This is a genomic window from Pseudomonas sp. EYE_354, assembly GCF_023148575.1.
In the GTDB taxonomy this organism is placed as follows: domain Bacteria; phylum Pseudomonadota; class Gammaproteobacteria; order Pseudomonadales; family Pseudomonadaceae; genus Aquipseudomonas.
In genome coordinates this window covers 62,643-87,975 of the sequence record NZ_JAHXNQ010000014.1, presented here as the reverse complement: position 1 = coordinate 87,975, position 25,333 = coordinate 62,643, and the positions used below count along the sequence as shown (strand labels likewise).

Below are 25,333 nucleotides of genomic sequence, written 5' to 3'. Positions count from 1 at the left end.
GTTGAGTGTTTTCCATGCAAATTGCTTTGGCGCCCATGGAGGGGTTGGTCGACAACATCCTGCGGGACGTGTTGACCCGCGTGGGCGGTATCGACTGGTGCGTGACCGAGTTCATTCGCGTCAACGACCGCCTGCTCACCCCCGCCTATTTCCACAAGCTCGCCCCGGAGTTGCTGCACGGTGCCCACACGGCGGCAGGTGTGCCTTTGCGTGTGCAATTGCTCGGTTCCGACCCGGTGTGCCTGGCGGAAAACGCGGCGTTGGCCTGCGAGCTGGGTTCGCAGGTGATCGATCTCAACTTCGGCTGCCCGGCCAAAACCGTGAACAAGTCGCGCGGCGGTGCGGTACTGCTCAAGGAGCCGGAGTTGCTCAACCAGATCGTTGAGCATGTGCGCCGTGCGGTTCCCGCCCACATTCCGGTGACCGCCAAGATGCGCCTGGGCTTCGACAGCCCCGACGGTGCGCTGGTGTGTGCCACCGCCCTGGCCGAGGGCGGCGCAGCGCATATCGTGGTGCACGCGCGCACCAAGACCGATGGTTACAAGCCGCCCGCCCATTGGGAGTGGATCCCGCGCGTGCAGGACGTGGTCAAGGTACCGGTCTTCGCCAATGGCGACATCTGGAGTGTCGATGATTGGAAGCGCTGTCGCGAGGTCAGCGGTGCCGAAGACATCATGCTCGGTCGCGGGCTGGTGGCGCGCCCGGACCTGGCCCGCCAGATTGCCGCGGCGCGTGCAGGCGAGGAAGTCGTGGAGATGACTTGGGCGCAGATGCAACCCATGCTGCACGAGTTCTGGACCCAGTCAGTCGCGCAACTGACGGAAAAACAGGCGCCCGGCCGCTTGAAACAGTGGCTGGCGATGCTGACCCGCAATTACCCGGAAGCGGTGGAGTTGTTCACGGCCATGCGGCGCGAGACCGATCTTGAGCAGGTCAGTCGCCTGCTGGGGATCGCTCACCCGGTCTCGGCACACTGAACAGACCGTTTGTTCGATCCACCTGAAAAGGGCGCTGCGGCGCCCTTTTTTGCGCGCATGCGTTAGCACGAATACTTGAACAAACAGCGGGGTAAATATTATCCATTAGTTGCGCTGGTGCGGTGTATTAGTGCATGTAACCGCTCGTGCAGGTTAAACCCTGCTTTCATCACGCTTCGTGTGCAAGGCGTAGGGGTAATTTCCGATAAATAGACATTGGTTTCCTTATATTAAAAGCGATTTTCGGAACCCGATGGCCTAACTCTCCACGAATGGAATGACTGTGAAGCAGCCTAAGTGCCTCCAGCGAATAATCCATAAGTTCCCAGGTTAAGTATCAGGGCTGTGGAACTTTCAACTAAGGAATACGATTAATGTCTCTCTCCGTCAGTCATTCCCCCCGCGTCACTGTCGACGCGTCCCGTGTTGAGAATAATGCTGTTTCGCCAGCGACGCCGCATACGCCGTCGCAACATCATGTTGAGTCCACGTTTTTTAACAATGAAGTGATGAACCCTGCGGCTGCACTTACCAAGTTATTCGACATGCTTGACATGGTCTTCCGGGCCATGCGCGAGATGATCTCCATGAAGCGTCCGGCCTTTGAAGTGTGGGCCGAGCCTGGCAAACAACCGGCTGCCCCCGTCCCTGCATCGGTGCCGTCGCACACCCCAAGTCAGCCGGCGAACGTCGTACCGCAGGACGTAGCGAAACCCAATAAGGGCTATGTGCCAGCGACGCAGACGCACCCACACTCGGTAAAACCGGATGACGGCAGGTCGGCGGTCGTCAGGTACCCCTATGAAATACCGCCATTTTCTCCACATCCGGAGGTTGAGCCTTTCGACGTTCAGCAACCCGAACGCGCTGTGATCAATGACGCCAAGGCGAACGTGCACTTGAACGTCAATGTCGGTCGCTGCCCTTGCCCTGATACCAGCGCATCGCCGATCGAGCATATGACCACCCGCATGGCACCGCAGCCAGGCAGGCATTTCAACCCGGCACAGCGGCGTTATGTACCTTTTGATAACACCACGCCTGAGCGAGCAGCCGTGACCGAGCCGAAGTTCGAAGTTAACCCTCACGTGCAATCAGTGACAACTTCCCATGCTGTGCCAAGTATCGCGCCAACCGCGTTACCCCACAGCCCTACCTCGGAAACAACCAGCCCTGGCCATGCCGGAAGTGGTGTTAAAAAGACAACCGCTCGCGCAATCTGAGATGAGCATAAACGTTCTGAAATGAACGGACTTCTTTCAATGTCTTGAACAGTGCGTGCACTTCTGCGGTACGTCCAACTGAAGAAGTGCGTGCACTTGGAGAATGCTATGTCGAGCTATTCAATCAATAATATTGCCCGCATTGTTAATGTATCGCATGTGCTGAACGCTGGCCCATTGGCTGCCAGTAATGAAACGTGCGCCACATTAAGTTCCGAAGCTCGGGACGCTTCAAGTTCTGTCGCTTATCGATCAACTGCTGAGGGCGCTGGCAAAGCCTCAGGCATGGCCGGGGTCAGTGCTTTGATCGCCTTGTTCACGTCATTTTTCACTCGGTTGTTGGGGTTGGTCTCTCCTGAAACAGATCCTGCAATGCCCGATAGCGCGCCGTCGCCCGCGGTGACACCTGCACCGGTGCCGAACGCACCTGTGCCGGGCCAGGCGGTGGACATCCCCGGCCTCTCGGGCAAGAGGCGGGGTGAAAAGCCGGCCAGTATCTGGAGCGGCTTTCGCCAAGGGCCTGATGGTAATTGCGTGACGGTTTCGGCCATCAAGGCAGCAATGTATCGATTTGGCCAAAGCCCCACGGATATTTTCAAACAGGTGCACACAATGGGTAATGACTATCACGTGGTCATGCGTGATGGCTTTCAACTTACGCTGAGCGCGCATGAACTGGCCGAAGGCGCGCGCGGCGCACGGTTCTACGGCCCGGACAAAGGCATGCTCAAGGATGCGCGATTTCTCTTCGCCGTCAGCGCCAAGCGCGCGCAGATGGAAAACAACGATCGCACGGCCGGCAGAAGCTACGCGGCGGCCATTCGCAGCTTGAACGATGGTGAGGACGAGTATGGGCCCGGGGAGGGTTTTGTGCGGCTCGGGCTGAGGCAGCACATGAAGCGTGTGTCCGTGGGGCAACTCGCTCGCGGTCAGTTGGGGATGTGCAATCGCACCGGGCATTCAGTGGCGGTCATCAATGGTCGCGAAGAACTGTGGGGCAATCGCGGCCCTGTTCCCACCCGTGGTGACGCCGTAGCGCTGATCTAGGGCTCTGCGGGCTGAGTATGGCTTCGATAAATATGAGGGATCCAGTGGATGAAGAGCTCTGCGGGTGTGCGTCCGTGTATACCGGAAAAAGGGCAAAGCGCAGCGTTTGCGATGCTCTCTTCAAAGGGTGTGGGGGAAAAGCCAGTGGATATCCTGCAGGCTTTCGACGTGCCGCAACGCCGGTTTGCCCAGGCCTTCGACTGCAGCACCCATGCGGCAGTGATCAAATTGATGATGATGACCTTTGGTCAGCATCCGGCGGGAATGTTCAAGGCGTTGGTCTGTGTCGGTGATGGCTACCGAATCACCATGAAGGATGCTTTCGAGGTTCAACTGACCGGCCAGGCGCTGCAGCAGGCGGCCGAGGCTTCGCGTTTTTACGGCGTTGATTCAGGCGCAGTAAAGGATGCGAATTTCATGTTTGCCGCCTTTGTGAGCCGCAAACAATTAACCGGAGGGTACGGCGGTTTCGAGGCGGCCCTGGCAAACACCCTTGAGGGCGAGACGACTCAGCGATGTCTGCAGGGGATGGGTGTATTCGGTCTCGCTCAATTTGTGTCGTCGGAAAAAATGACCGCAGACGGGGCGATAGGCGTCGTCGGCACCCATCACCGTGGTTCGGCCCTGTTCATGGACGGGATGAGCCATTTGTATGGCGAGCGCCACAAGGCGGATGGGCGATACGGATACGTACTGGCCGGCGACCACCCCATGGCCGGCGAGGAGGCCGGGCATGCCGTCGATGCAGCCCGCAGCGCCACGCCGGCGCGGATCTGGAGTGGCTTTTATCAACGCGTGGAAGGCAATGGTGTCACGGTCTGCGCGATCAAGGCCGCCATCCTTCGGTTCTGGAAGGATCCCCAAGGGATCTATAAGCAGGTTCAAGTCGCCTCGGATGGCTTCGTTATCGTCATGAGGGATTCTTTCAGGCTGCAGTTGACCCATGAGCACATTCGTCAGGCCGCCGCGGCCTCGAATTTTTACGGCAGTGACCCACGGTTGTTGAATTACGCCAACTTTCTGTACGCCGTCAGCGCCAAGCGCGCGCAATTGGAGAGCAACGACGTTCGTGTGGCGAAGAGTTATGGGGCTGCCCTGCAAACGCTGAATGATGGCAAGGACCCAGGGCAAGCGCTTCGGCGTCTTGGGGTGTACGGCTACATGCGTGAAAGCGCCGTAAAGGAGCTGGCCGAGGAGCAATCGGTACCTTGGCAGGTGGTCAATACGCCGTCCCGTTGACCAATGGTTCGCTTGGCCGTCAGGCGCAAAAACCGGCATTGGCTTTAGCGCGACGCTTCAGAGTAACCGTCTGAATTGCTCTATCGGCAACGGGCGGCTATGCAAATACCCCTGGAATAAATGGCACCCCAGCTTTTGTAGAAAGGCCAGTTGTTCCAGGGTCTCCACGCCCTCGGCGATCACTTCCAGGTTCAGGCTGCGCGCCATGGCCACAATGGCGCGGATGATTTCAGCGTCGTTGGGGTCGTGCGTGGCATCGCGCACGAATGATTGGTCGATCTTCAGCGCATCCACCGGCAGGCGCTTGAGATAGGTCAGCGACGAGTAGCCGGTGCCGAAGTCATCCATCGCAAAGCTCACGCCGAGCTTCTTCAAACGGCGCATTTTATTGATGGTGTCGTCCAGGTTTTGAATCACGATGCCTTCGGTGATTTCCAGTTTCAGCAAGCTGAAGGGCAGTGAATGCCGCTTGAGGCTGTGCTCCACCCGTTCCACGAAGTCGTTCTGGCGAAATTGCCGGGGGCTGATATTCACGCACAGGCTGAAGTTCAGCGGGTCCACCAGGCCGTCGGCGATTAACTGCTCAAAGGCGGAGCAGGCCTCATCGAGAATCCAGGTGCCCACCTCGAGGATCAGGCCGCTGTCTTCCAGCACTTTGATAAATTCGGATGGCGACTGGGCACCCAGTTGTGGGTGCTGTCAGCGCACCAGCGCCTCGGCGCCGACGATCTTGTTGCCGCGCGCATCCACCTGGGGCTGGTAATGCACGCTGAACTCGCCACGCGCCAGGGCCAGGCGCAGGTCGGTTTCCATGCGCAGCCGCTCGCTGGCGGTCTTTTGCATGCTGTTGTGGAACATTTGCGTGGTGTTGCGCCCGGAATCCTTGGCGCGGTAAAGGGCGATGTCGGCGCGCTTGAGCAGGTCGGCCGGGGTGGAGCCATGGTCGGGAATCAACGCCACACCGATGCTCGGCGTGACCTGCAGGCGCTGCCCATCGAGGAACATCGGCTCCGAGAGCAATTCGCGCAAGGTGTCGGCCAGTTCCTGCACCTGGTGGCTGACCTGCGCGCGCGTGCCCTCCAGGCCGCTGAGCAGCACCACAAACTCATCGCCGCCCAGGCGCGCTACGGTGTCTTCCATGCGCACGCTGGCTTCGAGGCGCGCGGTGACGATTTTCAGCACGGTGTCACCCACCGGATGGCCGAGGGAATCGTTGATGTGCTTGAAGTGGTCAAGGTCGAGAAACAGCAGCGCACCCCGCAGGTTATGGCGCTTGAGCAGGGCGATCTGTTGGCTCAGGCGGTCCATCAACAGTGCGCGGTTGGGCAGGTTGGTCAGCGGGTCGTGGTAGGCCAGGTGACGGATCTGCGCCTGGGCATTTTTCAGCAGGCTCACGTCCCGCGCCGTCAGCAGCAGGCACGGGGTCTCATTCAGCGTGATGGGCTCCACCGAAACTTCCACGGCCAGCAACTCGCCCCGCTTGTTGCGCCACAGCATTTCCAGGTGATGAATGCGGCCCTTGATCGTTACCTCGGCCAACAGCGCCGAGCGCTGGTTCTCATCGGCCCAGATACCGATCTGGTAGAGGGTGAGGCCGATCGCGTCTTCGGCGCGGTAGCCGGTCAGGCGGCAGAAGCCGTCATTGACCTCCACATAACGGCCCGTATCGCGTTCGGTGATGGAAATCGCGTCGGGGCTGGAATGAAAGGCCTTGGCGAACTTCTCTTCACTGGCCTTCAGTGCCGCCTCCGAGCGTTGCTGCTGGGTGATATCACGCAAGGTGGTAACGATGCATGGCTGGTCGCCGACCTTGATCAAGCGACTGGAGATCATGCAGGTCAGGCTCTGACCGTTTTTGTGATGCACCACCACGGCCACATTGCTCAGCGCCTGTTCGCGAATCACCCGTTCGATACGTTCCAGGCGCTGGTGGGGGGCTTCCCACAGCCCGATCTGGTCGGCGCTTTTATCGATGACTTCGGTGGCGGTCCAGCCGAAGGTCTGAGTAAAGGCTGGGTTGATCTCGATAAACGCAGCGCTGTCCAGGCGCGTGACGCAGATCGGGTCCGGGCTGGCCTGGAACAGGCTGGCGAATTTTTCTTCGGAGGCGCTCAGGCGTTGTTCGCGCTCCACCTGGTCGGTGATATCCAGCAGGGTGCCGGCCATCCGCAGCGGCGCGCCTTTCTCGTCGCGGTAAAGGCGGGCGCGGCTTTCGAGGTAGCGCGAGGTGCCGTCTTCCATGGGCACACGGTAGGTCAGTTGATAATTACCGGCTGGGCCTTCGCGCAGCGTGCGGTAGGCATTGCGCATGCTCTCGCGTTCTTCATCAGGCATGCCCTCGAAAAACGCCTCGAAGGATTCATGGAACGGTTCGGGCGGCAGGCCGTGCAACTGGGCGGCGCGCGCCGAGCCGTAGAGCATGCCGCTGGGGATGTGCCAGTCCCAGGTGCCCAGTTGCGCCGAGTCCAGGGCCAGGTCCAGGCGTTCCTGGCTGTCCTTGAGTGCCTGCTCGGCATTTTTGCGTTCGGTGGTGTCGAGAAATGTGCTGATCAGGTAGGCCTCGCCCTCCAGCTCGACCTTTTGTGCGCTGAGCGTGCCATCGTGGATCTGGCCGTTGCTGGCGCAAAACTGCACTTCCATGCTGATCGGCTCGCCCTTGCGTTGGGTTGCCTTGACTAGCTGCGCGCGCTGCTCGGGGTGACGCCACAGGCCCAATTCCAGGGTGGTACGGCCGATCACATTGGCGAGCGGCCAGCCGAACAGCATCTCGAAATACTGGTTGGCTTCACTGATCAGGCCGTCCGACTGACGTGTGAGCAACACCATGTTCGGGCACAGGTGAAACAGCGTAGCGAAGCGTTTTTCGGAGTGACTGAGGGCGCTTTCCCGTTCGCGCTGGTGGGTGATTTCGCGGATAACCCCGATCATCCGGCGCCGGCCGGTCTTGTCCGGCAGCAGGCTGCCATTGATCTCCAGCCAGTGAAAGCTTCCATCGGGCCACTGGATACGGTGATGCATGGCCTGCTCGAACGGCTCGCCTGCCAATACCGCGTGAAAGGCGCGGACAACCTTCCCGCGATCGCTGGACGCCAGCAGGTCAAGGTAATCCAGGTCCTTGGGCAGCGGTTGGCGTGGGTCAAACCCAAACAGCGCCTGGGTGCCCCGGGACCAACTGATTCTGCCGGTGTCGATTTCCCAGGACCATGCGCCCAGTCGAGCGGCATAGAGGGCCGCCAGCAATTGCGGGGCGCTGTCCCAGCTTTGCTCGGCCGCTTGGGGATCCAGGGCGTAGATGCGCGGCAGGGGTGGCACGGGATCAACGGGGTTGCGCATTATCAAAGGGCCTTGATTCGATGGGCAAACAGCGCGGTGTGACTCACGACCTGAGGCCGCACAATGTCATGCCTGTATCCCTGGCAGATCCACCTGTGCATCCAATAGGCTCATGAAAGCCCGCGCAGCATTCGACAGCGTCCTTTCGGTGTGCACGATATAGCCTAGCTGGCGACTGAGTTGTATGCCTGGCAAAGCGATACTTGCCACCTGCTCGTCGAGCATGGTGCGCGGCAACACGCTCCAGGCCAGGCCGATGGACACCATCATCTTGATGGTTTCCAAATAGTTAGTGCTCATGGCGATATTCGGCGTGAGGCCCTGGGCCTCGAACAGTCGACTGACAATATGGTGGGTAAAGGTATTGCCGCCGGGGAACACCGCCGGGTGCCCGGCAATGTCGGCCAGGCTGATGGCGCCGTTGCTGATCAGGCTGTGTTCCGGCGCCACCACAAAGTCCAGCGGGTCGTCCCATACCGGGGTGGCACGCACCAGGTGATGCGGGTCGGGTGCCAGGGTGATGACGGCCACTTCGGCGCGGCCATGGAGGATTTCTTCGTAGGCCACTTCCGAATCGAGAAACTGAATATCCAGCGCCACGTTCGGGTATTCCCGGGTAAAGGTGCGCAGCACAGGCGGCAGGCGGTGCAGGCCGATATGGTGACTGGTAGCCAGGGTCAGACGGCCGCTGACTTCGCCGGTCAGGTTGGTGAGGGCGCGGCGCGTGTCGTCGAGCACGTTGAGGATTTGATAGGCCCGTGGCAGCAGGGCGCGCCCGGCCTCGGTCAAGCCCACTTCACGGCCCAAACGATCGAACAGACGCACGTTCAACTGCTGCTCAAGACCGGCGATGCGTTTGCTGATGGCCGGTTGAGTCAGGTGCAGGCGCTCACCGGCGCCGGAGAAACTGCCGCTTTCTGCGATGGCAATAAAAGCATTGAGGTTGGCCAAGTCCATGGTGGTATTCCAGTTGGTAATCCAAAGCATAAAAAATATGAATTTGAGTTATTTAATGTAGCGCCATACCATCAGCCTCACAAGCCAAAGGGTTATTGAAAAGCCCGGCGCATAGAAACACCGCTGATGAGGACCGACTGATGGCCGGCAAAACGCTTTACGACAAGCTTTGGGATTCCCATGAAGTGAAACGGCGCGATGATGGGTCGTCGCTGATCTACATCGACCGTCACATCATCCATGAAGTGACCTCGCCCCAAGCGTTCGAAGGCCTGCGACTGGCCGGGCGCAAGCCTTGGCGCGTCGACTCGATCATCGCCACCCCGGACCACAACGTACCGACCACACCGGAGCGCAAGGGCGGCATCGACGCGATTGTCGACACCGTATCGCGTTTGCAGGTACAGACCCTTGACGACTATTGCGATGAATATGGCATCACCGAATTCAAGATGAATGACGTGCGTCAAGGCATCGTGCACGTGATCGGCCCGGAACAAGGCGCCACGTTGCCGGGCATGACCGTGGTCTGCGGCGACTCCCACACCTCCACCCACGGTGCGTTCGGCGCCTTGGCCCATGGCATTGGTACGTCTGAGGTGGAGCATGTATTCGCCACCCAGTGCCTGGTCGCTAAAAAGATGAAGAACATGCTGGTCAAGGTCGAAGGCACGTTGCCGTTCGGCGTGACCGCCAAGGACATCGTGCTGGCCGTGATCGGTAAGATCGGCACCGCCGGCGGTAACGGCCATGCCATCGAATTCGCCGGCAGCGCTATTCGCGACCTGTCCATCGAAGGCCGCATGACCATCTGCAACATGTCCATTGAAGCCGGCGCCCGTGTGGGCATGGTGGCCGCGGACGCAAAAACCGTTGAATACGTCAAAGGCCGCCCCTTCGCCCCGCAAGGCGCCGATTGGGATGCGGCGGTTGAAGCCTGGAAGGACCTGGTGTCCGACGCCGACGCGGTGTTCGACACCGTCGTCGAGCTCGACGCGGCCCAGATCAAGCCGCAGGTGAGCTGGGGCACGTCGCCGGAAATGGTGTTGGCGGTCGACCAGAACGTACCGGACCCGGCTAAAGAAACCGACCTGGTCAAGCGTGGCTCCATCGAGCGCGCCTTGAAATACATGGGCTTGCAGGCCAACCAGGCGATCACCGACATCCAGTTGGATCGCGTGTTCATCGGCTCGTGCACCAACTCGCGAATCGAAGACTTGCGCGCCGCCGCTGTGATCGCCAAGGGGCGTAAAGTGGCCTCCACCATCAAGCAGGCGATCGTGGTGCCGGGCTCGGGTCTGGTCAAGGCGCAGGCCGAAGCCGAAGGGCTGGACAAGATTTTCCTCGAAGCCGGTTTTGAATGGCGCGAGCCGGGCTGCTCCATGTGCCTGGCAATGAACCCGGACCGCCTGGAGTCGGGCGAGCACTGCGCGTCCACGTCCAACCGTAACTTCGAAGGGCGTCAGGGTGCCGGTGGGCGTACTCACCTGGTCAGCCCGGCCATGGCCGCCGCCGCCGCCGTTAACGGTCGTTTCATCGACGTTCGCGAATTGATCTGAGGAATACCCGATGAGAGCTTTTACCCAACACACAGGTCTTGTCGCGCCGTTGGACCGTGCCAACGTGGACACCGACCAGATCATCCCCAAGCAGTTCTTGAAGTCGATCAAGCGCACCGGTTTCGGCCCCAACCTGTTCGACGAGTGGCGCTACCTTGACGTGGGCTACGCCTACCAGGACAACTCCAAGCGCCCGCTTAACAAGGACTTCGTGCTCAACGCCGAACGTTACCAGGGCGCCAGCGTGTTGCTGGCCCGGGAAAACTTCGGTTGTGGCTCCAGCCGTGAACACGCGCCGTGGGCCCTGGAAGAATATGGCTTTCGCAGCATTATCGCGCCCAGCTATGCCGACATCTTCTTCAACAACAGCTTCAAGAACGGCCTGCTGCCGATCATCTTGACCGACGAAGAAGTCGATGAACTGTTCAAACAAGTGGAAGCCGAGGTGGGCTACCAGTTGACCGTCGATCTGGCCGCGCAAACCGTGACCCGTCCGGACGGCAAGGTGTACCACTTCGAAGTGGACGCGTTCCGCAAGCACTGCCTGATCAATGGTCTGGACGATATCGGCCTGACCTTGCAGGACGGCGATGCGATTGCTGCGTTTGAAGCCAGGCACCGGGCCAGCCAGCCCTGGTTGTTTCGCGACGCGTGATTTGAGGTAGACCGTGCGGGCCCCATCGCGGGCAAGCCCGGCTTCCACGGGGGGATGTATTCCAACTGTGGACGCTGGCTTGCCTGCGACAGCGGCCGTACAAACACCCCAAAACCCGAGGAAGTCCATCATGACCAGCACCGCCCACACCCAAGTCGTGCAAAAACAATTCGGCGAACAGGCCGCGGCCTACCTGAGCAGTGCCGTGCACGCCCAAGGCACCGAATTCGCGCTGCTCCAGGCCGAACTGGCCGGGCAGGGCGGTGCGCGACTGCTGGACCTGGGCTGCGGTGCCGGTCATGTGAGTTTTCACGTCGCGCCGCTGGTCAAAGAGGTGGTGGCTTACGACCTGTCTCAGCAAATGCTTGATGTGGTGGCCGCCGCTGCGCAAGAACGCGGGTTCACCAATATCAGCACCGTGAACGGTGCCGCCGAACGCTTGCCGTTCGCCGATGGCGAGTTTGACTTTGTGTTCAGCCGTTATTCGGCCCACCACTGGAGCGACCTCGGCCTGGCGCTGCGTGAAGTGCGCCGCGTACTCAAGCCAGGCGGCGTGGCGGCGTTTGTCGACGTCTTGTCGCCGGGCAGCCCGCTGTTGGACACTTACCTGCAAACCGTCGAAGTGCTGCGCGACACCAGCCACGTGCGAGATTATTCCGCCGCCGAGTGGATGCGTCAGCTCAGTGAGGCCGGTTTACATGTGCGCAACAGCAGCCGCCAGCGTCTGCGCCTGGAATACACCTCGTGGGTCGAGCGCATGCGCACGCCGCAAGCGTTGCGCGCCGCGATCCTTGAGCTGCAGCAGGCGATGGGCCAGGAAGTGCGCGACTATTACGAGATCCAAGCCGACGGCACCTTCAGCACCGACGTGCTGGTGGTGTGGGCCGAGCGCTGATTAATTTTCCCCGACCTGCCTGCGGGCGGGTCGCTTGATGAAATGAGGAACGCATGAGCAAGCAGATTCTGATTCTCCCTGGCGACGGTATTGGCCCGGAAATCATGGCCGAAGCGGTCAAGGTCCTGGAACTTGCCAACAGCAAGTACAGCCTGGGCTTCGAGCTGAGTCACGACGTGATCGGCGGTGCGGCCATCGACAAACATGGTGTGCCTCTGGCTGACGAGACGCTGGACCGTGCCCGTGCGGCCGACGCCGTGCTGCTCGGCGCGGTGGGTGGTCCGAAGTGGGACAAGATCGAACGTGATATCCGCCCTGAGCGCGGCCTGCTGAAAATCCGCGCGCAACTGGGCCTGTTCGGCAACCTGCGCCCAGCCATCCTCTACCCGCAACTGGCTGACGCGTCGAGCCTGAAGCCGGAAGTGGTGGCGGGCCTGGACATCCTGATCGTGCGGGAACTGACCGGCGGCATTTACTTCGGTTCGCCACGGGGTGTGCGCGAGTTGGAAAACGGCGAGCGCCAGGCCTACGACACGCTGCCGTACAGCGAGAGCGAAATCCGCCGTATCGCCCGTGTCGGTTTCGACATGGCCCGTGTGCGCGGTAAAAAGGTCTGCTCGGTGGATAAAGCCAACGTGCTGGCCTCCAGCCAACTGTGGCGCGAAATCGTCGAAGAAGTGGCCAAGGACTACCCGGACGTCGAGCTGAGCCACATGTACGTCGACAACGCCGCCATGCAACTGGTGCGTGCACCCAAGCAGTTCGACGTGATCGTCACCGACAACCTGTTCGGCGACATCCTGTCCGACCAGGCGTCGATGCTCACCGGCTCCATCGGCATGCTGCCGTCGGCGTCGCTGGACACCAACAACAAGGGCATGTACGAGCCTTGCCACGGTTCGGCCCCGGATATCGCAGGCCTTGGCATTGCCAACCCATTGGCGACCATTTTGTCGGTGTCGATGATGCTGCGTTACAGCTTCAACCTCAGCGATGCCGCGGACGCGATCGAGAAGGCCGTGAGCCTGGTCTTGGACCAAGGCTTGCGCACCGGTGACATTTGGTCACAGGGTTGCACCAAAGTCGGTACGCAAGAAATGGGCGACGCAGTAGTCGCCGCGCTGCGGAATCTGTAATCTCTCGGGCCCGCTTGCAGTTGTTGCTGCAAGGCGGCCCACTTTTTAACAAGGTGTAGTTGCGATGAAACGTGTAGGTCTGATCGGTTGGCGCGGTATGGTCGGTTCCGTGCTCATGCAGCGGATGCTGGAAGAGCAGGATTTCGATCTTATTGAGCCGGTGTTTTTCACCACCTCGAACGTGGGTGGCCAAGGGCCGTCCGTGGGCAAGGATATTGCTCCGCTCAAAGACGCCTACAGCATCGACGAGCTGAAAACCCTCGACGTGATCCTGACCTGCCAGGGCGGCGACTACACCAGCGAAGTTTTCCCCAAGCTGCGCGAAGCCGGCTGGCAGGGTTACTGGATCGACGCCGCTTCGAGCCTGCGCATGCAGGACGACGCGGTGATCATCCTCGACCCGGTTAACCGCAAGGTCATCGACCAGCAGCTGGATGCCGGCACCAAGAACTATGTCGGCGGCAACTGCACCGTCAGCCTGATGCTGATGGGCCTGGGCGGTCTGTTCGAGGCCGGTCTGGTGGAGTGGATGAGCGCCATGACCTATCAGGCGGCGTCCGGCGCCGGCGCGCAGAACATGCGCGAGCTGATCAAGCAGATGGGCGCGACCCACGCCGCTGTCGCCGATCAACTGGCCGACCCGGCCAGCGCGATCCTCGACATCGATCGTCGTGTGGCCGAAGCGATGCGCAGCGATGCCTACCCGACCGAAAACTTCGGCGTGCCATTGGCCGGTAGCCTCATCCCTTGGATCGACAAGGAACTGCCGAACGGCCAGAGCCGTGAAGAGTGGAAGGCTCAGGCCGAGACCAACAAGATCCTCGGTCGCTTCAAGAGCCCGATCCCGGTGGACGGTATCTGCGTGCGCATCGGCGCCATGCGCTGCCACAGCCAGGCACTGACCATCAAGTTGAACAAAGACGTGCCAATCGCTGATATCGAAGGGTTGATCAGCCAGCACAACCCGTGGGTCAAGCTGGTGCCGAACAACCGCGACATCAGCATGCAGGAGCTGAGCCCGACCAAGGTCACCGGCACCCTGAATGTACCGGTGGGCCGTCTGCGCAAGCTGAACATGGGCAGCCAGTTCCTCGGCGCGTTCACGGTTGGCGACCAGTTGCTGTGGGGCGCGGCCGAGCCGCTGCGCCGCATGCTGCGGATTTTGCTGGAGCGTTGATCGCTGCCTGTCTCGACAAACCCGTGCTCTGGTGACAGGCGCGGGTTTTTTATTGCTTTTTCGAGCCTTGTCGGGGGCAAGCCCCTCCCATATGCGAGGGTGTTCGCAGATCAAGCTGCGGATATCCATGCCCCGACACGGCGATCGGCCGCACCCCAGGCCCCAGGCTAATTGCCTCACCCCCGGCCACCCGGTAAAGTGCCGCTCCCCCCGCAATGCCCGAGGCAGCCCCCATGACCCAGACCTTTGAAATCGCCGTGATCGGCGCCACCGGCACCGTCGGTGAAACCCTGGTGCAGATTCTCGAAGAGCTGAAGTTTCCGGTGGGCACCCTGTATTTGCTGGCGGGCAATAACTCTGCCGGTGCGTCGGTGCCGTTTCGCGGCAAGAACGTGCGGGTCAAGGAAGTCGATGAGTTCGACTTCAGCAAGGCACAACTGGCGTTCTTCGCTGCAGGCCCGGCGGTGACCCTGAGTTTCGCCCCACGTGCCGTGGCGGCCGGCTGCTCGGTGATCGACTTGTCGGGTGCCTTGCCCGCCGATCAGGCGCCTGGCGTAGTGCCCGAGGCCAACGCTGACGTCCTCAAAGGCCTGAAAAAACCGTTCCTGCTCAGCAGCCCAAGCCCGTGCGCCACTCACTTGGCGGTGGTGCTGGCACCGTTGCGCGGTTTGCTCGACATCCAGCGTCTCAGCGTTACCGCCAACCTGGCGGTGTCGGCCCAAGGTCGCGAGGCGGTCACTGAACTGGCTCGTCAGACGGCGGAGCTGCTGAACGTGCGCCCTCTGGAGCCGACGTTCTTTGATCGGCAGATGGCCTTCAATCTCCTGGCCCAAGTCGGCACGCCTGATGCTCAAGGTCATACGGCACTTGAGAAGCGTCTCGTACATGAACTTCGTGCGGTTCTGGATTTACCTTCGCTAAAGATTTCCGCGACGTGCGTTCAAGCCCCGGTGTTTTTTGGCGATAGCCTGACTGTGTCGTTGCAATTGGCCGCGCCGGTCGACCTGGCGGCGGTCAACCGCACGTTGGACAGTGCGCCAGGTATCGAGCGGGTGGAGGAGGGGGATTACCCAACCGCCGTGGGCGATGCAGTGGGGCAGGACGTGGTGTATGTAGGCCGGGTTCGCGCCGGTGTGGATGACCCGGCGGAACTAAATCTGTGGTTGACGTCAGATAACGTACGCAAGGGCTCGGCGCTTAACGCTGTGCAGCTGGCGCAGTTGTTGATAAAAGGCCTTGCGTAAAAGATACTTGGCGGCAATTTGTAGATTGATTCTAACCAGGCGCTATGCTTGGCCCCAAGCAGGAACAGTTGCGCGTCGGTGACCTATCGGCTCGCCATGCCTTATGGCAAGCGGTTACCAACCTTCTCGCAGGCCGGGGAGTGTTCAAACAAAGGATGAGGCTATGGTTCAAGTTCGCAAACTGGTGTTAGCAATAGCGGCCGCCTCGGCGCTGTCCTCCGGTATGGCGCAGGCGCTGCAGCTGGGGGAAATGACCCTCAAGTCGAAGTTGAACCAGCCCTTGTCGGTGGAGATCGAATTGCTCGATGTCGGCGGCCTCACGGCGTCCGAGATCACCCCGAGCCTGGCTTCATCCCAGGCATTTGTGGATGCCGGCGTGGATCGCCAGGCGTTTCTCAACGACCTGACGTTTACCCCGGTGATCAACCCCAGCGGCCGCAGCGTGGTGCGGGTCACCTCCAGCAAGCCGCTGCCCGATTCCTACGTCCGTTTCCTGCTGCAGGTGCAGTGGCCCAACGGCCGCCTGATGCGCGATTACAGCGTATTGCTGGATCCTGCCAAGTTCGACCCGTCCGCTCCAGCCGCCACCGCGCCGGCTCCACGCTTGAGTGCGCCCGCCAGCGCCACGCCTGCCGTGAGCAAACCGGCCCAGCACACCACCTCTTCTCGCGACACCTTGTGGGAAATTGCCGAGAAGTACCGCAATGGTGGCTCGGTCCAGCAGACCATGCTGGCCATCCAGGCACTCAACCCGGGCGCCTTTATCGATGGCAATATCAACCGCCTCAAAACCGGCCAGGTGCTGCGCCTGCCCGACACCGTGCAAAGTACCGCGTTGCCGCAACCCCGTGCGATTGCTGAGGTGCGTGCGCAGAACGAGGCTTGGCGTCAGGGCCGCCGCGCGGCCAATAACCCGGCAGCCGGCAAGCAGCAACTGGATGCGACCAAGCGCGCTCAAGCGGGCAACGCCCCATCGACCACCAATGCCCAGGACAACCTGAGCCTGGTCTCGGCCGAAGCGGCCAGGAAGGGCGGCAAAGGCAAGGCCGGTGACAGCCAGGTCTTGAGCGACAAGCTGGCGATGACCCAGGAACAACTGGACACCACTCGCCGCGACAATGAAGAGCTGAAAAGCCGCGCAGCCGATTTGCAGAGCCAGTTGGACAAGCTGCAAAAGCTGATTCAACTGAAGAACGATCAACTGGCCCGCCTGCAGGCGGAAAAAGCTGACCCGGCGGCGCAAGCCACGACGGCGATGCCCGCCCAATTGGCAAGTGACCCGGCGGCCACCCCAGCGACACCCGCTGCGCCGGTCGCCACGCCGACGCCTGCTGCGCCGGCAGCGGAGCCGGTAACGCCGGTCGCCGCTGCAGACACCACACAAGGCAAGTTCGACGAGCTGCTGACCAACCCTGTCGTCCTCGGTGTCATCGGCGGCGCAGCGGGTCTGCTGGTGTTGTTGCTTCTGCTGCTGTGGGCGCGTCATCGCAATGCGCGCCGCGAAGAGGAAAAGCACTTGCGCATGGCGCGGGCCCTGGCCGAAGAGCCGCTGTTCAGCTCGGACATCCAACAGGACCTGCCACCGGACAGCTTTGAGGGTCTGGAGGTCTCGCCTCCCAGCGTAAAGCTGGCGGCCGCGCCGGCTCCGGCTCCGACACCCGTCGTTGAGCCTGCCGTCGCGGCGCCTACCGTTGCCTCCGTGCTCGCCCCGTTGGCGGTGGCCGTGGCCCCGCAAAACGCCAATGACGCGCTGGCCCAGGCACAATCCCATATTGATCGCGGTCACCTTAACCAGGCCGCCGATGTGCTGGAGCAGGCGATCAAGCACGAGCCCAAGCGCAGCGACCTGCGCTTGAAACTGATGGAAGTCTACGGCCTGCAAAGCGACAAGGACGGCTTCGTGACTCAGGAGCGCCAACTGGTGGCCAATGGTGAAAACCACGCCCAGGTCGAGCAACTCAAGTCGCGCTTCCCGGCCATGGCGGTCGTGGCGGCGGGTGTCAGTGCCGCGGTGGCCGCCGCCGCCCTTGACGCTCAGTACGTCAAGGAACTGCTGGAAGACAAGCCGGTTGCCCCTGCACCTGAGCCGGACGCGCTCGATACGGATTTTGATCTGAGCCTGGATGAGCTGGAAGCCGCGTCACCGGCCAATCTGGACGACGAGCTGAGTTTTGAATCGGTGCTGGCGCAGCAAACCGAAGCCAAGGCGAGCCCGGATGATTTGTCCGACTTCGACCTGGACCTGCAGTTGGACGCACCGGCATCGGCGCAATCGGATGACGACTTCCTTTCGGGCCTGGAAGAGGAGATGAAGGACGTCCCGGCAGTCGAGCCGCCGACCCTTACGCCTGCGGCACTGGACGATTTCGACCTGCCGGAAGATTTTGACCTGTCCCTGGCGGACGAGCCGGATGCAGCGGCTACGCCCGACGCCTTTGCGTCGGAACTCGATGACGTCAACGCTGAGCTGGATCGCTTGTCCCAGAGCCTGGAACACCCGCCGATCGAGCCGACCTTTACCGCTGAAGACGCGGCGCTGGGTGATGATGAACCGGAGTTCGATTTCCTCTCCGGCACCAACGAGGTCTCCACCAAGCTGGACCTGGCCCAGGCCTACATCGACATGGGTGATGCCGATGGCGCGAAAGATATACTCGCCGAAGTGCTGACCGAAGGGGATGAGTCCCAGCGCGGCGAGGCCAAGGAAATGCTCAGCCGGTTGGCATAAAACCCGGTAACTGACGCTGCGGCGGCCTTCGGGTCGCCGTTTTGCCTTATGCACACCCACCCATGGCGTCTGCGGCGTGTCGCTCTATAATGGCCGCCTTTGCGCAACTCATCAGGCTCTCAGTTCTTGGCAAATATAGATAACGCGGCCGCCGAAATGGCGGCCGCAGGCTTTTACCGCATCGCCCTGGGCGTGGAATACAAAGGCTCGCGCTATCGCGGCTGGCAGCGCCAGGCGTCGGGCGTGCTGACGGTGCAGGAAACCCTGGAGAAGGCCCTGTCCAAGGTTGCCGATTCACCGGTCTCGCTGATGTGCGCCGGGCGCACCGACGCCGGGGTTCATGCGTGTGGCCAAGTGGTGCATTTTGATACCCAGGCCGAACGCACAATGAAGGCGTGGGTCATGGGTGCCAACATCAATTTGCCCCATGACGTCAGCGTCACTTGGGCCAAGGTGATGCCTGCGCATTTCCATGCGCGCTTCAAGGCGATTGCCCGGCGTTACCGCTATGTGATCTATAACGACCAGATCCGTCCGGCGCACCTTAACGAAGAAATCACCTGGAACCACCGCCCCTTGGATGCAGAGCGCATGGCCGAGGCTGCGCAGCATCTGGTGGGCGTGCATGACTTCAGTGCGTTCCGTGCCGGCCAGTGCCAGGCCAAGTCGCCGATCAAGGAAGTCCATCACCTGCGGGTGACCCGCCACGGCAAGATGATTGTGCTGGACATCCGCGCCGGCGCGTTCCTGCATCACATGGTGCGTAACATCGCCGGCGTGTTGATGACCATCGGTACCGGCGAGCGTCCCGTGGAGTGGGCCAAAGAGGTGCTGGAGAGTCGCGTTCGTCGTACCGGTGGGGTGACGGCTCACCCGTTTGGCCTGTATCTGGTGGACGTGGAGTACCGTGACGAGTTCGAATTGCCGGAACGCTTTATCGGGCCGCACTTCCTCACCGGCTTCAGCGAACTTGGCGGCTGACGCCCTTAAAAGCTTTTGTTACCATCCGGGACTTTCTCGGCATACTCCTGAGGTTTTCACCACATGTCAGCCGTTCGCAGCAAGATTTGCGGGATTACCCGCATAGAAGACGCGCTGGCGGCAGTCGAGGCGGGTGCGGATGCGATCGGCCTGGTGTTTTATGCCAAGAGTCCGCGGGCGGTGAATGTGTTGCAGGCGCGGGCGATCATCGCCGCGCTGCCGCCCTTTGTGACCACCGTGGGCTTGTTCGTCAACGCCAGCCGTTGCGAGCTCAACGAAACCCTGGATGCTGTAGCGCTGGACCTGCTGCAGTTTCATGGCGATGAAAGTCCCGACGAATGCGAAAGCTATCAGCGCCCGTACATCAAGGCGCTTCGCGTCAAGGCCGGGGATGATATTGCCGCCGCCTGTGCCGCTTATGGCGGCGCGCGCGGGATTCTGCTCGATACTTATGTCGAAGGTGTGCCGGGGGGCACGGGTGAGGCATTCGATTGGTCGCTGATTCCCGAGGGGCTTAGCAAACCGATCATCCTGGCTGGTGGGCTCACCCCCGCGAATGTCGCGGCGGCCATCGAGCAGGTTCGCCCGTATGCGGTGGATGTCAGCGGTGGGGTGGAGCAGGGCAAAGGCATCAAGGATCACGGCAAGATTCACGCGTTCATGCATGCAGTGCGCAACAGCGGTGCGGGGATGTGACGGCTGGCAGTCTGCCGCCGTCCATAACTACCACTGTGTAAAACAGCCCGGCGCCGCCTGTGGGTGGCCTGGAAACAGAAGTGGCAACCCTGCGCTGGCAGGTTGTCTGGAAGGCTGAGGATACAGGCTGGAAATGGCAGGTCGAACGTCTGACCCCGTCTACTCTGTGTCATCGCCACATATGAATTTAGCTCAAGGGCATACGCGGGGCTGTGTTCAAGCCACCGGTACTGGAGAAAGAAAGCATGAGCAACTGGTTAGTAGACAAACTGATCCCTTCGATCATGCGTTCCGAGGTGAAAAAAAGCTCGGTTCCTGAAGGTCTGTGGCACAAGTGCCCTTCCTGCGACGCGGTGCTGTACCGCCCGGAGCTGGAAAAGACCCTGGACGTTTGCCCTAAGTGCAACCACCACATGCGTATCGGCGCCCGTGCGCGCATCGATATCTTCCTCGATGCCGATGGCCGTCAAGAGCTGGGCGCTGACCTGGAGCCGGTTGACCGTCTCAAGTTCCGCGACGGCAAGAAGTACAAGGACCGTCTGACCGCTGCGCAAAAGCAGACCGGTGAGAAGGACGCGTTGATCTCCGTCAGCGGCAAGCTGCTGGGCATGCCTGTTGTTGTGTCGGCGTTCGAGTTCTCCTTTATGGGCGGCTCCATGGGCGCCATCGTCGGTGAGCGCTTTGTTCGCGCCGCCAACTACGCCCTGGAAAACCGTTGCCCGATGATCTGCTTCGCCGCTTCCGGCGGTGCGCGCATGCAGGAAGCCTTGATCTCCCTGATGCAAATGGCCAAGACCTCTGCGGTACTGGCGCGTCTGCGCGAAGAAGGCATTCCGTTTATCTCTGTCTTGACCGACCCGGTCTACGGCGGCGTTTCTGCAAGCCTGGCGATGCTGGGCGACGTGATCGTCGGCGAACCGAAGGCCCTGATCGGCTTTGCCGGTCCGCGCGTGATCGAGCAGACCGTTCGCGAAAAGCTGCCCGAAGGCTTCCAGCGCAGCGAGTTCCTGCTGGAGCACGGTGCGATCGACCTGATTATCCCGCGTAGCGAGCTGCGTCCACGTCTGGGTAGCCTGCTGGCGCAAATGATGGGCCTGCCGACGCCGGTGTACGTCGCGCCTAAAGTCGAGCCAATCGTCGTGCCGCCGGTGCCTGCGAACCTATGACCCAACGTACCCTGGGCGAGTGGCTCGCCTACCTTGAGCAGTTGCATCCGTCCGCCATCGACATGGGCCTGGAGCGCTCGCAACAGGTAGCGGCCCGCCTCGGGTTGGGCCGGCCGGCACCGCGTGTGATCACGGTGACCGGCACCAACGGCAAAGGCTCTACCTGCGCTTTTGTCGCTGCGCTGCTGCAAGCCCAAGGGCTGAACGTGGGCGTGTACAGCTCGCCGCACCTGCTGCGCTACAACGAGCGGGTGCAGCTCAATGGCGTCGAAGCTACTGACGAGCAACTCTGCGAAGCCTTTGCCGCACTGGATGCCGGCCGCGGCGACACTTCCCTGACTTACTTCGAAATGGGCACTCTGGCGGCGTTCTGGCTGTTCGAGCGTGCGCAACTGGATGTGGTCGTGCTGGAAGTGGGCCTGGGTGGGCGTCTGGATACGGTGAATGTGGTGGATGCGGACCTGGCGCTGGTCACCAGCATCGGCGTGGACCATGCTGATTATCTGGGCGATACCCGCGAATCTGTTGCCTACGAAAAGGCCGGGATCTTCCGTCAGGGCAAGCCGGCGCTGTGCGGCGACCTGGACCCGCCACCGCCGTTGCTGGACAAGGTGCATGAGTTGGACTGCCCGTTCTTTTTGCGCGGGCGCGAATTCGACCTTGAGATCGGCGAGCAGCACTGGCAATGGCGTGGGCGCGATGCGCACGGCCAGCTCGTCGAGCTGCGCGATTTGCCCTTGCTCAACCTGCCGATGGAAAACGCCGCGCTCGCGCTGCAAGCCTATCTGTTGCTGGGCCTGCCGTGGAACGCCGAGCAGATTGTCGCGACCTTGCTGGCGACCCGGGTGGTCGGACGCCTGGATCGTCGGGCGTTCGAGTGGCAAGGCAAGCGCCTGAACCTGTTGCTCGACGTGGGGCATAACCCCCATGCAGCCGACTACCTGGCGCGGCGTTTGGCGCATACGCCCCCGGTCGGGCGTCGCCTGGCGGTGTTCGGTTTGTTGGCGGACAAGGACCTGGACGGTGTGGTTGCGCCATTGTTGGGCTGTGTTCAGGCTTGGGCGGTCGCGCCGCTGGATACGTCGCGCAGTCGTCCGGCGGCTGAGTTGCAGGTGGCGTTGCAGAACCTTGGTGCAACGGTGGCGTCGTATGCAAGCGTCACGGCGGCTCTTGAAGCGCAGTGCGCGGTAGCCACGGCCGAGGACGAGATTCTGTTGTTCGGATCATTTTATTGTGTTGCCGAGGCGCTCGAGTGGTTGGCCCGGCGCTCCACGGAGGAAGCTGCACATGGCATTACTGGATAGCGCATACAAGCAGCGAATGGTTGGGGCTCTGGTCCTGGTGGCGTTGGCGGTGATTTTCCTGCCGATGTTGTTTTCCCGTCAGGATGAGCAGCGCCAGGTTGTCGTCGAGGCTCCGGCAGCGCCGCAGGCCCCGGCGGTGCCGCAGGTGCAGGTCGAGCCGGTGGTGGTGCCTGAGCCCCAGGCCCTGCCCGAGGAAGAGCCGGTGCCGACCGATGAGGAAGTGGCTGCGCAACAGGCGCCGTCGATGCCGGTGCAACCAAGCGTGCCGGTGGTCAAGCCTGCACCTGCCGTGGCTGCCAAGCCCGTTGTGCCGACACCTGCGCCCAAGCCGGTTGCACCGCAGCCTGCTGCGCCGGGCAAGCCGGATGTGGGGCAGAGCCGGATCGACCCGAATGGTTTACCGATCAGTTGGTCGATCCAGGTCGCCAGCCTGGGCAATCGCGAAGGCGCCGACGCTTTGCAGAAGAAGCTGCGCGCCCAGGGCTACAACGCTTATATCCGCAGTGCCGATGGCAAGAACCGGGTATTTATTGGGCCGCTGATCGAGCGCGCCGAGGCGGATCGCCTGCGCGACCTGCTGGATCGTCAGCAGAATCTTAAGGGGTTCGTGACCCGCTTCCAGCCCGAGCGCGGCTGATTCAAGCCGATCACTCGGTGCACGTGTGGGAGGGCGCTCGCCCTCGGTGGTGGTGTGACAGTCGACGGATGAATGACTGATCCGCCGCTATCGGAGGCGAGCCCCTCCCATTTTGGTTTTGTGGTGGGGTTGAGATCGGATTCGCTCGTCCCAAACTATTGATTTGCAAAGCAGCCGCAAACACCGCTTACCGACAGCCCGACGCTCTGCTAAAATTCGCCGCCTTATCCGTCCGTAGGCTCTAACGTGCCATTTACCTGGGTTGACTGGGCGATCGTTGCAATCGTCGCCATCTCCGCTTTGATCAGTCTAAGCCGCGGCTTCGTAAAAGAAGCACTGTCGTTGCTGACCTGGATCATCGCAGGAGTCGTAGCCTGGATGTTCGGCGGTTCATTGTCGGTCTATCTGGCCGGATATATCGAAACACCTTCGGCCCGCGTCATCGCGGGCTGCGCCATCATGTTCATCGCCACGCTGCTGGTGGGGGCAATGGTCAATTATCTTATTGGCGAGTTGATACGTGTCACCGGCCTCTCCGGGACCGATCGATTTCTGGGCATGGCTTTTGGTGCCGCGCGTGGCGCGTTGCTGGTGGTCGTGGCAGTCGGGCTGTTGAGCCTGGGGCCGGTACAGCAGGATGCGTGGTGGCAGGAGTCGGTACTCGTGCCAAAGTTTCTATTGGTTGCAGACTGGTCCAAGAACCTCATATTGGGGTGGAGCAGTCAGTGGCTGGCCAGCGGAATCAGCGTACCCGCTGATCTTCCGTTCAAGGAACACCTCTTGCCGGCCAAAACGCCTCAGTAAGAGTGTTCAGTCAAGATTCATTAAGTAGGGGTTGCGTCGCATGTGTGGCATCGTCGGTATCGTCGGTAAGTCGAACGTCAATCAGGCGCTGTATGACGCGCTAACCGTCCTCCAGCACCGCGGCCAGGACGCTGCCGGTATTGTGACCAGCCACGACGGCCGGTTATTCCTGCGCAAGGATAATGGTCTGGTACGTGACGTGTTCCATCAGCGTCACATGCAGCGCCTGGTCGGGCACATGGGTATTGGCCATGTGCGTTATCCGACCGCTGGCAGCTCGACGTCGGCCGAAGCTCAACCGTTTTACGTCAACTCGCCTTACGGCATCACCCTGGCGCATAACGGTAACCTGACCAACGTTGAACAACTGGCCAAGGAGATCTACGAATCTGACCTGCGCCACGTCAACACCAGTTCCGACTCGGAAGTGCTGCTTAACGTGTTCGCACACGAACTGGCCCAGCGCGGCAAGCTGCAGCCGACCGAAGAAGACGTATTTGCCGCCGTGATCGACGTGCACAACCGTTGTGTCGGTGGTTATGCCGTGGTGGCGATGATCACCGGTTACGGTATCGTCGGTTTCCGCGATCCGCATGGCATCCGTCCGATCGTGTTTGGTCAGCGTCACACCGACGAAGGCGTCGAGTACATGATCGCTTCCGAAAGCGTGTCCCTGGACGTGCTGGGCTTCACCCTGATCCGTGACCTCGCGCCGGGCGAAGCGGTGTACATCACCGAAGATGGCAAGCTGCACACCCGTCAGTGCGCTGTAGCGCCGAAACTCACCCCTTGCATCTTCGAACACGTCTACCTGGCGCGTCCGGATTCGATCATCGACGGTGTTTCGGTGTACAAGGCGCGCCTGCGGATGGGCGAAAAGCTCGCCGACAAGATCCTGCGCGAGCGCCCTGAGCATGATATCGACGTGGTGATCCCGATCCCGGACACCAGCCGCACCGCTGCGCTGGAATTGGCGAACCATCTGGGCGTCAAGTTCCGCGAAGGCTTCGTGAAGAACCGCTACATCGGCCGTACCTTCATCATGCCTGGCCAGGCTGCACGCAAGAAATCAGTGCGTCAGAAGCTCAACGCCATTGAGCTTGAGTTCCGCGGCAAGAACGTGATGCTGGTGGATGACTCCATCGTGCGCGGCACTACGTGCAAGCAGATCATCCAGATGGCCCGTGAAGCGGGTGCGAAGAACGTTTACTTCTGTTCCGCAGCGCCCGCCGTGCGTTACCCGAACGTGTACGGTATCGACATGCCGAGCGCCCACGAACTGATCGCCCACAACCGCACCACCCAGGATGTGGCTGACCTGATCGGCGCCGACTGGCTGATCTACCAGGACCTGTCGGACCTGATCGAAGCGGTGGGCGGTGGCAAGATCAAGATCGAGCAGTTCGACTGTGCCGTGTTCGACGGCAAGTACGTGACCGGAGACGTCGACGAGGCCTACCTGAACAAAATCGAGCAGGCACGTAACGACTCGTCGAAGATCAAGACCCAGGCGGTCAGTGCGATCATCGATCTGTATAACAACTGAGTAACCACCGGCCCTGAGGGGCCGGTTTT

General features: G+C 61.2%; 19 protein-coding genes and 1 pseudogene. 18 read left to right on the top strand and 2 right to left on the bottom strand.

Going from position 1 to position 25,333, the window contains the following annotated elements; genetic code table 11:
• Positions 1-14: 14 nt before the first annotated feature.
• The 4 genes from KZX66_RS19425 to KZX66_RS19410 all read left to right on the top strand — a co-directional run bounded on the left by KZX66_RS19425 (position 15) and on the right by KZX66_RS19410 (position 4,486).
• Positions 15-977: a tRNA-dihydrouridine synthase gene (locus KZX66_RS19425; RefSeq protein WP_248082308.1), complete on the top strand. Its 963-nt coding sequence runs from the start codon at positions 15-17 to the stop codon at positions 975-977.
• 374 nt (positions 978-1,351) lie between these two features.
• A complete protein-coding gene (locus tag KZX66_RS19420; RefSeq protein ID WP_248082303.1) occupies positions 1,352-2,200 on the top strand; it encodes a hypothetical protein in 849 nt (282 codons plus the stop codon).
• A gap of 108 nt (positions 2,201-2,308) precedes the next feature.
• Positions 2,309-3,247 (top strand): hypothetical protein, encoded by a 939-nt coding sequence (locus KZX66_RS19415; RefSeq protein ID WP_248082301.1) that lies wholly within the window; start codon positions 2,309-2,311, stop codon positions 3,245-3,247.
• Positions 3,248-3,295: 48 nt separating this feature from the next.
• Positions 3,296-4,486, top strand: coding sequence for a hypothetical protein (locus KZX66_RS19410; RefSeq protein ID WP_248082298.1), 1,191 nt, complete (start codon positions 3,296-3,298; stop codon positions 4,484-4,486).
• Between the two features lie 57 nt (positions 4,487-4,543).
• On the opposite strand, the pseudogene KZX66_RS19405 reads toward KZX66_RS19410, so the two are convergent.
• Together KZX66_RS19405 and KZX66_RS19400 are read right to left on the bottom strand one after the other, a co-directional pair.
• A pseudogene (locus KZX66_RS19405) lies at positions 4,544-7,819 on the bottom strand (EAL domain-containing protein).
• Positions 7,820-7,885: 66 nt separating this feature from the next.
• Positions 7,886-8,776, bottom strand: a complete 891-nt coding sequence (locus KZX66_RS19400) for a LysR family transcriptional regulator (RefSeq protein WP_248082296.1) — start codon at positions 8,774-8,776, stop codon at positions 7,886-7,888.
• 140 nt (positions 8,777-8,916) lie between these two features.
• Here KZX66_RS19400 and leuC point away from each other — a divergent pair, with 140 nt between their 5' ends.
• The 14 genes from leuC (at position 8,917) to purF (ending at position 25,304) form a co-directional block, all read left to right on the top strand.
• Positions 8,917-10,335: a 3-isopropylmalate dehydratase large subunit gene (gene leuC, locus KZX66_RS19395; protein WP_248082294.1), complete on the top strand. Its 1,419-nt coding sequence runs from the start codon at positions 8,917-8,919 to the stop codon at positions 10,333-10,335.
• Between the two features lie 10 nt (positions 10,336-10,345).
• Complete coding sequence (leuD, locus tag KZX66_RS19390; RefSeq protein ID WP_248082292.1) at positions 10,346-10,990, top strand: 3-isopropylmalate dehydratase small subunit; 645 nt, start codon at positions 10,346-10,348, stop codon at positions 10,988-10,990.
• A gap of 130 nt (positions 10,991-11,120) precedes the next feature.
• Positions 11,121-11,885: a class I SAM-dependent methyltransferase gene (locus KZX66_RS19385; protein ID WP_248082283.1), complete on the top strand. Its 765-nt coding sequence runs from the start codon at positions 11,121-11,123 to the stop codon at positions 11,883-11,885.
• A 53-nt stretch (positions 11,886-11,938) separates the two neighbouring features.
• A complete protein-coding gene (leuB, locus tag KZX66_RS19380) occupies positions 11,939-13,021 on the top strand; it encodes a 3-isopropylmalate dehydrogenase (protein ID WP_248082281.1) in 1,083 nt (360 codons plus the stop codon).
• Between the two features lie 64 nt (positions 13,022-13,085).
• Entirely contained in the window at positions 13,086-14,198 is a 1,113-nt protein-coding gene (gene asd / locus KZX66_RS19375) for an aspartate-semialdehyde dehydrogenase (RefSeq protein WP_017530189.1), read from the top strand.
• A gap of 233 nt (positions 14,199-14,431) precedes the next feature.
• A complete protein-coding gene (locus tag KZX66_RS19370; protein ID WP_248082279.1) occupies positions 14,432-15,442 on the top strand; it encodes an aspartate-semialdehyde dehydrogenase in 1,011 nt (336 codons plus the stop codon).
• 163 nt (positions 15,443-15,605) lie between these two features.
• Entirely contained in the window at positions 15,606-18,170 is a 2,565-nt protein-coding gene (locus tag KZX66_RS19365) for a FimV/HubP family polar landmark protein (RefSeq protein WP_248082269.1), read from the top strand.
• Positions 18,171-18,326: 156 nt separating this feature from the next.
• Positions 18,327-19,151 (top strand): tRNA pseudouridine(38-40) synthase TruA, encoded by an 825-nt coding sequence (gene truA / locus KZX66_RS19360; protein ID WP_248082520.1) that lies wholly within the window; start codon positions 18,327-18,329, stop codon positions 19,149-19,151.
• A gap of 63 nt (positions 19,152-19,214) precedes the next feature.
• Entirely contained in the window at positions 19,215-19,847 is a 633-nt protein-coding gene (locus tag KZX66_RS19355; protein WP_248082267.1) for a phosphoribosylanthranilate isomerase, read from the top strand.
• 245 nt (positions 19,848-20,092) lie between these two features.
• On the top strand, positions 20,093-21,013 hold the full coding sequence (gene accD / locus KZX66_RS19350; RefSeq protein ID WP_248082265.1) for an acetyl-CoA carboxylase, carboxyltransferase subunit beta: 921 nt from the start codon (positions 20,093-20,095) through the stop codon (positions 21,011-21,013).
• A complete protein-coding gene (gene folC, locus KZX66_RS19345) occupies positions 21,010-22,317 on the top strand; it encodes a bifunctional tetrahydrofolate synthase/dihydrofolate synthase (RefSeq protein WP_248082263.1) in 1,308 nt (435 codons plus the stop codon). The genes accD and folC overlap by 4 nt, the downstream gene beginning before the upstream one ends.
• Entirely contained in the window at positions 22,301-22,954 is a 654-nt protein-coding gene (locus KZX66_RS19340; RefSeq protein WP_248082261.1) for an SPOR domain-containing protein, read from the top strand. The genes folC and KZX66_RS19340 overlap by 17 nt, the downstream gene beginning before the upstream one ends.
• 246 nt (positions 22,955-23,200) lie before the next feature.
• Positions 23,201-23,758, top strand: a complete 558-nt coding sequence (locus KZX66_RS19335; protein ID WP_003234314.1) for a CvpA family protein — start codon at positions 23,201-23,203, stop codon at positions 23,756-23,758.
• 40 nt (positions 23,759-23,798) lie between these two features.
• Positions 23,799-25,304 (top strand): amidophosphoribosyltransferase, encoded by a 1,506-nt coding sequence (gene purF, locus KZX66_RS19330; protein ID WP_248082252.1) that lies wholly within the window; start codon positions 23,799-23,801, stop codon positions 25,302-25,304.
• Positions 25,305-25,333 lie beyond the last annotated feature (29 nt).